This is a genomic window from Burkholderia sp. Bp9015 (assembly GCF_003853505.1).
Lineage (GTDB): Bacteria > Pseudomonadota > Gammaproteobacteria > Burkholderiales > Burkholderiaceae > Burkholderia.
On sequence record NZ_QTPZ01000109.1, the window covers coordinates 1 to 423 of the forward strand.

The following is a 423-nucleotide window of genomic DNA, read 5'->3' on the forward strand; positions in this document are numbered from 1 at the left end:
CCGAAGCTTGAAGTACTCACTCCGCACAACAGCCAGCTGATCTTCATCGACCAGCAGCCGCAGATGGCGTTCGGCGTGCAGTCGATCGATCGCCAGACGCTGAAGAACAACGTCGTCGGCCTCGCGAAGGCCGCGAAGGTATTCAACATCCCGACCACGATCACGACCGTCGAAAGCGACAGCTTTTCGGGCCACACGTATCCCGAGCTGCTCGACGTGTTCCCGAACCAGAAGACGCTCGAACGCACGTCGATGAACTCGTGGGACGACCAGAAGGTGCGCGACGCGCTCGCCGCGAACGGCCGCAAGAAGGTGGTCGTCTCGGGCCTGTGGACCGAAGTCTGCAACACGACGTTCGCGCTGTGCGCGATGCTCGAAGGCGACTACGAGATCTACATGGTCGCCGACGCATCGGGCGGCACG

1 protein-coding gene is annotated in these 423 nt (G+C 62.2%); it reads left to right on the forward strand.

Annotation, left to right across the window (positions count from 1 at the left end; translation table 11 throughout):
• On the forward strand, positions 1-423 hold a 423-nt coding region (locus DIE12_RS37820; RefSeq protein WP_124524145.1), incomplete at both ends, for an isochorismatase family protein.